This is a genomic window from Mycobacterium sp. (assembly GCF_035314905.1).
GTDB lineage: Bacteria > Actinomycetota > Actinomycetes > Mycobacteriales > Mycobacteriaceae > Mycobacterium.
Genome location: NZ_DATFYW010000008.1, coordinates 1 through 8,958, shown reverse-complemented (window position 1 = coordinate 8,958; position 8,958 = coordinate 1). Strand labels below are relative to the sequence as shown.

At 67.8% G+C, this 8,958-nt stretch carries 6 protein-coding genes and 1 pseudogene; 2 read left to right on the top strand and 5 right to left on the bottom strand.

Features of this window, described 5'->3' with window-relative positions:
* Positions 1 to 2,143, top strand: a 2,143-nt coding sequence (locus VKG81_RS00660; RefSeq protein WP_324388900.1) for a DUF4118 domain-containing protein, incomplete at its 5' end; no start/stop codon positions are given.
* A 20-nt stretch (positions 2,144 to 2,163) separates the two neighbouring features.
* On the opposite strand, the gene kdpC is transcribed toward VKG81_RS00660, so the two are convergent.
* The 5 genes from kdpC to VKG81_RS00635 all read right to left on the bottom strand — a co-directional run bounded on the left by kdpC (position 2,164) and on the right by VKG81_RS00635 (position 8,020).
* Complete coding sequence (gene kdpC, locus VKG81_RS00655) at positions 2,164 to 2,757, bottom strand: K(+)-transporting ATPase subunit C (RefSeq protein ID WP_349254983.1); 594 nt, start codon at positions 2,755 to 2,757, stop codon at positions 2,164 to 2,166.
* A gap of 2 nt (positions 2,758 to 2,759) precedes the next feature.
* A complete protein-coding gene (gene kdpB / locus VKG81_RS00650; RefSeq protein WP_324388898.1) occupies positions 2,760 to 4,847 on the bottom strand; it encodes a potassium-transporting ATPase subunit KdpB in 2,088 nt (695 codons plus the stop codon).
* A gap of 3 nt (positions 4,848 to 4,850) precedes the next feature.
* Positions 4,851 to 6,590 carry a potassium-transporting ATPase subunit KdpA gene (gene kdpA, locus VKG81_RS00645; protein WP_324388897.1) on the bottom strand — a complete coding sequence of 580 codons (1,740 nt, stop codon included), beginning with the start codon at positions 6,588 to 6,590 and terminating at the stop codon, positions 4,851 to 4,853.
* 102 nt (positions 6,591 to 6,692) lie between these two features.
* Complete coding sequence (locus VKG81_RS00640) at positions 6,693 to 6,833, bottom strand: hypothetical protein (RefSeq protein ID WP_324388896.1); 141 nt, start codon at positions 6,831 to 6,833, stop codon at positions 6,693 to 6,695.
* Positions 6,834 to 6,940: 107 nt separating this feature from the next.
* Positions 6,941 to 8,020 (bottom strand): YncE family protein, encoded by a 1,080-nt coding sequence (locus VKG81_RS00635; RefSeq protein ID WP_324388895.1) that lies wholly within the window; start codon positions 8,018 to 8,020, stop codon positions 6,941 to 6,943.
* Positions 8,021 to 8,509: 489 nt separating this feature from the next.
* On the opposite strand from VKG81_RS00635, the pseudogene VKG81_RS00630 reads away from it, so the two are divergent.
* A pseudogene (locus VKG81_RS00630) lies at positions 8,510 to 8,958 on the top strand (hypothetical protein); the annotation flags it as partial.

The following is an 8,958-nucleotide window of genomic DNA, read 5'->3' as shown; positions in this document are numbered from 1 at the left end:
ACTGCTCGACGCGGGCATCGATGTGATCACGACGCTCAACATTCAGCATCTGGAGTCGCTGGGCGATGTGCTGACCGAGATGACCGGTGTCCAGCAGCGCGAAACGGTTCCCGATGTGGCGGTGCGGGAGGCCGACGAGCTGGAACTCGTGGACCTGTCGCCGGAGGCGTTGCGGCGGCGCATGGTTGCCGGAGACATCTATCCACCCGATCGCATCGACGCGGCGCTGTCGCACTATTTTCGGCCCGGCAACCTCACCGCGCTGCGGGAACTGGCGCTGCTGTGGGTGGCCGACCGGGTTGACGAGGGGTTGCAGCGGTACCGAAGCGAGCATGGCATCACGGCGCCATGGGAGGCGCGGGAGCGCATCGTGGTGGGTGTCTCGGGCGGCCCGGAGAGCGGTCCGCTGATCCGACGGGCCGCACGGTTGGCCGCCCGCACACCCGGCAGCGACTTGATGGCCGTGTACGTTTCGCGCAGCGACGGGCGACCGGGGGCGGACCCGGCCACGTTGGCCAGCCTGCGCGCCTTGGTCGAGGGGTTGGGCGGCAGTTGGCATCAGATGGTTGGCGCCGACGTCAGCAGCGCGCTGGCACAGTTCGCGCAGCACGAAAACGCCACGCAAGTGATTATCGGCGAAACCCGTCCGAGCGCCTGGTGGCGGCTGTCGACCGGGCGGGAAGTGGTGGCCCGTCGGCTGTCTCGGCTGAGCGGCCCCGACCTCGACGTGCACGTGGTGACCGACGAGACGCCGACGCGGTTTGCGGTGCGGCTCCCGCAGCTGCGCGGTGTCAGTCGAGGCCGGCGCCTGCAGGCGCTGGCGTTGATGGTGGTGTTGTTGCCGGCCGTGACCGTTGTGTTGGCGCTGTCGCGGTCCCGGCTGAGCCTGTCCGTTGACGTGCTGGTGTATCTGCTGGTGATCGTGTTGATCGCCGTAGTGGGAGGCTGGTATCCGGCACTGACGGCCGCGATCATATCGGTGGCGGCGGCGGACTATTTCCTGGCGCGCCCGCTGTATTCGTTCCGGGTCGCGCTCGTCAACGACGTTGTGGCGCTGGTGGTGTATCTGGCGGTGGCGGTGCTGGTGAGCTGGACCGTGGAAGTCAGTGCACGCCGCCGCAGGCTTGCCGCGCGCTCGAGCGCCGAGGCCGCGGCGCTGACCTCGATGGCCGAGGCGCAACTGCGGGGGGAGGGCGAGCTTCCCCAGCTGCTGGAGTTGATGCGCGAAACCTTCGGGCTGGAGGGGCTGAGCGTGCTGGAACGCCCGACCGCGCGGCCGGCGGCCAACGGTGGCTGGCTGGTCACCGCCAGCAGCGGGGGCCGGCCCCCGGAGCGGCCCGAGCAGGCGACGGTGCAGGCCGATCTGGGCTCCTCATCGATGCTGGCCGGCCGCGGCCCGCAGTTGTCGGCGGCCGACATGGAGATCTTCACCGCGTGCGCGGCCCAGATCGCTCAGAACCTGCGCCAGCGCAGGCTCAGCCAGCGGGCCGCTGGCGCCGAACAGGAAGCCGAGAGCGAGCGCAGCCGCACCGCACTGACCGCCGCGGCCGGTCGTGCCCTCTCGGATAGCGTCGACCCCGCCAAGCGGGCCATAGCGGCGCTGCGCGCGGCGCCGGCCGGAGCGCCTAATACCGAGGCGATCAATACGCTGGAGCGGGCGGTCGACCGGATCGGCGTGCTGGCGGACCAACTCGACGACGTGGCCAGGGCCCGGGCCGGGGCGCTGGATGTGCTGATGCGTCAGGTGGATGTCGCCGAGGTGGTGGCCGCCGCGCTCGACGAACTGGGTCCCGGTCACCACGCGGTGAACGTGGCGATACCCGAAGATCTGCCCAATGTCGTGTCCGACGCCGCGGTGCTCACCAGGGTGGTCGCCGCGCTGGCCGCCTACGCGATCCGGCTCAGCTCGCCACATGGCACGCCGACGATCGCTGCGACGGTGTGCGACGGCCGGGTTGAGATCCGGTTCCAGGCCGACCCGTCTCAGAACGGCCCTGCCGCCAGTCGCGGTGATGCCGGCTTCACCGTCGAAGTGGCCCGCGACCTGCTGGAGGCGATCGACGCCTCGCTGCGGACGGAAACGGGCCCGAACGGCGCCCCAGCCGTGATTGTCAGCCTGCCCGCGGCCGCCCCACCCCGCTGAGCAGCACACCGCCGAGCTGTTCAGCGATGCAGTTGATCAAGCGCCAGGTTGAGTTCGACCACATTGACCCGGGTCTCACCCAGAAAACCCAGCGCGCGTCCGGTGGTGTGATCGCGCACCAGCGCCGCGACCGTATTCAACGGCAGATGGCGGGTCGCGGCCACCCGCGGCGCCTGCAGGTCGGCGTTGGCCACCGAGATGTCGGGGTCCAGACCCGAACCGGAGGCGGTCACCGCGTCGATGGGCACCGCGGCGTTGGGGGGTAGCTGGTTTAACGCTCGGTAGGCGGCGGTTCGTTGGCTGACGGCGGCCAGCAGCCTCGGATCGCTGGGGCCGAGGTTGCTTCCACCGCTGGCGGTGGCGTCGTAGCCGTTTCCGGCCGCCGAGGGTCGGGGTTGGAAGTACTGGGGCAGCGGGTTTCCGGCGGGGTCGCTGAACGGCTGACCCAGCAGGCTGGACCCGACGACCTGGTTGTCGCGGCTGATCAGCGAGCCGTTCGCCTGATGGCGGAAGGCGAGTTGGCCGATCCCGAAGGTGATAAGCGGATAGACGACACCCAGCACGAGACTGGCCAACACGGTCAGCATGACGGCGGGCACGAGTTGGCGACGCAGCATCAGTGCACCCCCAACGGTGCGACGATGCCGATGTCGATGAGCTTGATCAGCACGAACGGGGTGATCAGCCCGCCGACGCCGTAGATCAGCACGTTGCGGCGCAGCATCGCGGTGGCCCCCATGGACCTGACCCGAACACCGCGCAATGCCAGCGGGATCATCAGCACGATGATGATCGCGTTGAAGATCACCGCGGACAGGATCGCGGTGTGCGGGTTGTGCAGGTTGAGGATGTCGATCGCGGCCAACTCCGGAAAGACACCGTGCACCATCGCCGGGATCGCCACGAAGTATTTCGCCACGTCGTTGCAGACCGAGAACGTCGTCAGCGAGCCACGGGTGATCAGCAGCTGCTTGCCGACCCCGACGATCTCCATCAGCTTGGTCGGGTCGCTGTCCAGGTCGACCAGGTTGCCCGCCTCCTTGGCGGCCTGCGTGCCGGTGTTCATGGCCACCCCGACATCGGCCAGCGCCAGCGCCGGGGCATCGTTGGTGCCGTCACCGGTCATCGCCACCAGGTCGCCGCCGGCCTGTTCGGCGCGGATCCGGTCCATTTTGTCTTCCGGGGTGGCCTCGGCCATGAACTCGTCGACACCTGCTTCGGCGGCGATGGCCGCTGCGGTGGCCGGGTTGTCCCCGGTCACCATGACGGTGCGGATTCCGAACGGGCGCATGGCGGCCAGGCGCTGCGAAATGCCGGGCTTGACGGTGTCTTTGAGGTGAATGACGCCCAACACTTTGGCCCCGTCGGCAACCGCCAGCGGGGTGCCACCCCTGCCGGTGATGCGCTCGACGATGCCGTCCATATCCGGGGGCACCGTGCCGCCGTTGGCCCGCACCCAGTCACTGACCGCCGCCACGGCGCCCTTGCGCATGGTGCGGTCCTGCCAATCGATGCCCGACATCTTGGTCTTGGCGCTGAACTCGACCATGGTGGCGCCCGAAAGGTCGCGTGGCTGACAGCCGTATCGGTGTTCGGCGAACTCCACAATGGAGCGTCCCTCGGGGGTTTCGTCGGCCAGCGACGCCAGGTGCGCGGCCTCGGCAAGCGTGTGCTCGTCGGTGCCGCCGACCGGAATGAACTCCGTGGCAATCCGGTTGCCGAACGTGATCGTGCCGGTCTTGTCCAGCAGCAGCGTGGTCACATCCCCGGCGGCTTCCACCGCCCGCCCCGACATGGCAAGCACGTTGTGGCGGATCATGCGGTCCATGCCGGCGATGCCGATCGCCGAGATCAACGCCCCGATGGTGGTCGGCGACAGCAGCGTCAGCAAGGCGACCAGCAACACGATCGGCTGCTTGACCCCCGAGAAGACCGCGACCAGCTGGAAGGTGCTCACCGCGACCAGGAAGATGAACGTGAGGCTGATCAGCACCACGGTCAGGGCCAGCTCGTTTTGGGTCCGTTGCCGATTCGCGCCTTCCACCAACGCGATCATGCGGTCCAGAAAAGTTTCGCCGGGCGGGGAGGTGATCGCTACGACGATGCGGTCCGACAGCACGACGGTGCCGCCGGTGACCGCCGAACGGTCACCCCCCGATTCCCGCACCACGGGAGCCGACTCGCCGGTGATGGCCGATTCGTCGACCATCGCCATCCCTTCGATGACCTCCCCGTCGCCGGGAATGGCTTGTCCCGCGACAACCACGCACCTGTCGCCGACTTTCAGCTGCTGCGCGGGTGTTTCCACGACGGTGCCGTCGGGCTGCAGCACCTGGGCGACGGATTCCCGCCGGGCTCGGCGCAAGGTATCGGCGTGTGCCTTGCCGCGGCCTTCGGCCATCGCGTCGGCGAAGTTGCCGAACAGCACCGTGAACCACAAGAACAGCACCACCAAGCCGGTGAACACGTTGTCCGATCCCGTCGACCTGGGCGCATCGCGGATGAACAACAGTGTTGTCCAGATGCTGCCGATGTAGACCACGAACATCACCGGCTTGTGCACCATCACCCGCGGGTCCAGCTTGAGCAGCGTATCCACCAGGGCTTTGCTCACGATCCGTGGATCGAATATCGACAACTCGCGCAGGCGCCGGGTTTCGCGGCCCATATGCCGCCCGGGAGGGACAGCCGTCTGCGTCGTCATCGGTCACACCCCGAAGTGCCCGGAGAAGTGCTCGGCCAGCGGGCCCAGCGCCAGAACCGGGAAATAGGTCAGCCCGACCAGGATGATGACGATCGCGGCCAGCAGCGCGGTGAACAGCGGTGTGTCCGTGCGCAGGGTTCCGGCGGTGACCGTGTAGGTGCGTTTGCGGGCCAGTGAGCCTGCCAACGCCAGCGCGGGCACGATCTCGAAGAACCGCCCGACCCACATGGCCACCCCCAACGTGGAGTTGTACCAGAGGGTGTTACCGCCCAGCCCGGCGAACGCCGACCCGTTGTTGTGGGCGGCCGAGGTGTAGGCATAGACGGCCTCGGTCACCGCGTGCGGCCCCGTCGTGGAGATCTGGTGGGCGGCCGACGGCAGCAGCAGCGAAATCCCGGCGAAGGTCAACACGGTGACCGGCAGCACCAGAATGTACATAGCCGCCAGGGTCATATCCCCGGCCAGTAGGCGTTTTCCCAGATACATCGGGGTACGCCCGACCATCAGCCCGGCGATGAACGCGCTGATCAGCACGAAGATCAACATCCCGTACAGGCCGGTGCCGGTGCCGCCGGGAATCACCTCGCCGAGCATTATGTCCGACAACGACAAGCCCCCACCCAGCGGCGTGTAGCTCTCCATGGCGGAGTTCACCCCGCCCGTCGAGGTGGCGGTCATGGTGACGGCGCTCAACGCCGACCCGGTCGCCCCGAGCCGCAGATCCTTGCCTTCCAGGTTGCCGCCCGGATTGGTCCCCGCCGCGTCCTGGGCGACCCCGAGCTGCGCGAGATGGGAGTTGCCATGGGATTCCAGAGCGGCCACCGCCACCACCGACGCCGCGTACAAGGTGGCCATGGCCACGATCAGCACCGTCGCCTGGCGCATGGATCCGACAAGCCGGCCATACGCCCACGGGAACGCGAACGGAATCGCCGCGGCCAGCCAGATCGTCAGCACGTTGACGACCGGGTTGGGATTCTGGAACGGGTGTGCCATATTGGCGCCGAAATAGCCGCCGCCGTTGTCGCCGATCATCTCGATCGGCTCCATGCTCGCCACCGGACCCCCCGGGATGCTCTGCTGAGCCGAGGCGCCCGTGCTCATCGAGGAGATTGTCGGCACGACCTGCATCGGGTGGAAGTTGTCGATCACCCCGGCCGCGAGCAGCACGATCGCGAACACAAAGCTCAGCGGCACCAACACCCGCACGACAGACCGCACCGTGTCGACCCAGAAGTTTCCCAACGTCGTTGTGCGAGTGCGGATCACGCCGCGGATGAACGCGGCGGCCAGTGCCATCCCCATGGCCGCGGACAGGAACTGGTGCACCACCAGCGCGAACATCTGACTGAACTGGCTCATCGTCGACTCGCCGGTGTAGTTCTGCCAGTTGGTGTTCGTCACGAAGCTCACCGCGGTGTTGAACGATAGCGGCGGGCTCACACCCGGTAGGTGGTCCGGGTTGCCCGGCAGCACATGTTGCACGCGGAACAGCAGGTAGTTCAGCAGCACCCCGACCACGGTCAACGCCACCGCCGAGCCGACGTAGGCGCGCCAACGCTGCTCGCCTTGCGGGTCGATGCGCAACAGCCGGTACACCGCCCGCTCCACCGGAAGAAACACCCGGTCGCCGGGTGCTGTGTCGTTGCGGTACACCTTGGCCAGGTAACCGCCCAGCACCGGGGTGCTGAGGACCAGCAGCGCGAACACCGCCGCGATCTGGGCCCAACTTGCCGCGGACATTTACACGTCCCCGCGCTGAACCAGCCCGTAGACCAGGTAGGCGCCCACCAGGACCGCCACGATGATTCCGGTCACATCGTCGAAAGTCATCTCAACTGGACTTCACTCTTCCGTGCCGGCCTTGCGGCCCGCCTCGGACATCGCAGCCTCGTCGGGGCCCATCAACCGGTCACATCCCACCGCGAATGCCGCCGCAACCGCAGCGAGCACAGCCAGCGCCGCGACGAAGACCACGTCCTGCACGGCCGACCTCCCGGTTCGCGGACATCACTCCGCGCTACGCACGACGTTACGGCGGCTCCCCGGAGAGATCCAGCGGCCGGACTCCATCCGGGAGCGGATCGCAGCCCTCAAACCGCCGCGGGCTCGAGTTCGCGAACCTCGGGCATGGTCGGCCACTGCATCGCCATCGCCTGGAAGAGGGGCATTGTCTTCGCCGGCGCGATGCCGACCATGGTCACCCCGCCCGCGTAATCGGCGATGTAGAGCCGGCCGCCGTCCGGACCGGCCGCGACGCACGACGGCAACGCGCCGGCGGTGATGGTCCCGACGATCTCTTCCGCCACGGTGCAGATCACCAGCACGTCGCGGCGATCGACGACATAGGCACGGGTGCCGTCGGGGCTGAGGGTCATCTGCGTGGGGAACCCGCCGATCTCGACGGTCGTCACGACGCGGCCGGTTCTGGTGTCGACGACGTCCAACCAAGCCCCGTGCCGCGGGTGGCAGACGAGAACGTAGGCGGTGCCGCCGTCGGGGCTCACCGCAAGATCCCGAATCGGCGACCCGATCCGGACCGTTGAAAGTACTCGGGACGCGGCCACGTCGACGACGCACAGATCGCTGCCGTACGCATCCGACAGCGCGGCGTAGAGCCGCGCCCCATCCGGGCCGACCCGCAGCGCGTCCAGGACGACGCCCGGCGCCACGGCGAGGCCGATCGCGCTGACGGCGCCGGTGGCCGTGTCGACAGTCGCGAGGTCGCTGCCGGCTCGTCCGGACCGGCCGACGAATATCCGCCGACCGTCCCCCGAGACCGCGAGGGCGGTGATGCTGAGGTCGAGGGGGTAGGTCGCAACGATCGTCTCGGTGTCGACGTCGATCACCGAAACCGCGTCGTAACTCGGCGAGGTGGTAGCGACGTACACGCGCCCGCCCGCCGCAGCGGTGGCCACCGCCTCGCCGTCGAGGATGCCGAGCGCCCGGAGGGCCAACGTGTCCGCGTCGATCACCGCGACACTGTTGTCGCCGTAGTTGGTCGCCACGAGCGTGTGCCCGTCGGGGTGGACAGCGACATCGCCGATCGGGCCGCGGCTCACGGCGAGGTTGCCCAGCTCGGCGAACCGGAAGTCCGCGCCGGCGTCGAGCAGCAGGTCGCCTTGTGTCGACGTGAGAGCACGGGCGCTCATCACGTCATTTGCCAAGTTCATTGATACCTCCGCCGGTAGGACAGCCACCGGCTGCTCGATGATCGTCTGGGTGCGCCTGCCGGCCCAGACCCGCCGTCGAGTGTAGCGACGAAAAGCCGTGCGTCAGACAAGTTCGGCGGGGGCTCGTCGCGGCGCCTGGTTCAACTCTCAGACCCTTCTCAGAAACCGTGTCGTTGCAAAATGGTCATGCCTCGACAGCAAGAATCATACCTAGGTCTACGTGCGGAAAGAGTCTTTTGGCAACAACACGCAGGCCATCGGTCCACGGCGGGGAGATAACAATTTCTTACCTTTGGCCGGAAAAGTGCGGCGTAAATCACATTTTCAGGCCAGCAAACTCGGTGTCCCGGCGCGGGCCGACCGCGGGGCGCGCTCGTCCCCACGGCGCGCGCCGATCCGCCCGGTCTTTTCACCTTCGCGAACGAAAATTTGCTGCCGCAATTGCTTGACTGGACTCCAGTGGCGGTGATTCACCGCTACGTTGGTCGCGTGGAGAAGGTGATCGTGCTGCTTCGCGACGCCGAACGCGATGAGGCCTGGTGCAAGGCGCTGCGCGGGCCGGTGGCGGACAAGATCCTCGCGCTCGGCGTACCGGGCCTGGCGATCAATGTGCGCGACGACGCGGTGCGGGGTTCGTTGATGACGCTCACGACGATGGACCCACCCGTGGTGGCGGTGGCGAGCCTGTGGACCCAGCAGTCATACGGCGAGCAGGTCCGCGAGGGGTTGGCGCTGCTCGGAAAGCAGTGCCAGAGCGCCGCGGCGTATCTGGTGACGGAGTCCGTGCCGCTGGTCCCGCCGGAGACCGAATCAGGTGAGCGCACAACGGGTCTGGCGAACATCGCGCTGCTGCGCAGGCCAGCCGGGCTGGACGGGGACAGCTGGCTGGCGCGATGGCAGATCGATCACACCCCGGTGGCGATCGAGACACAGGCCAC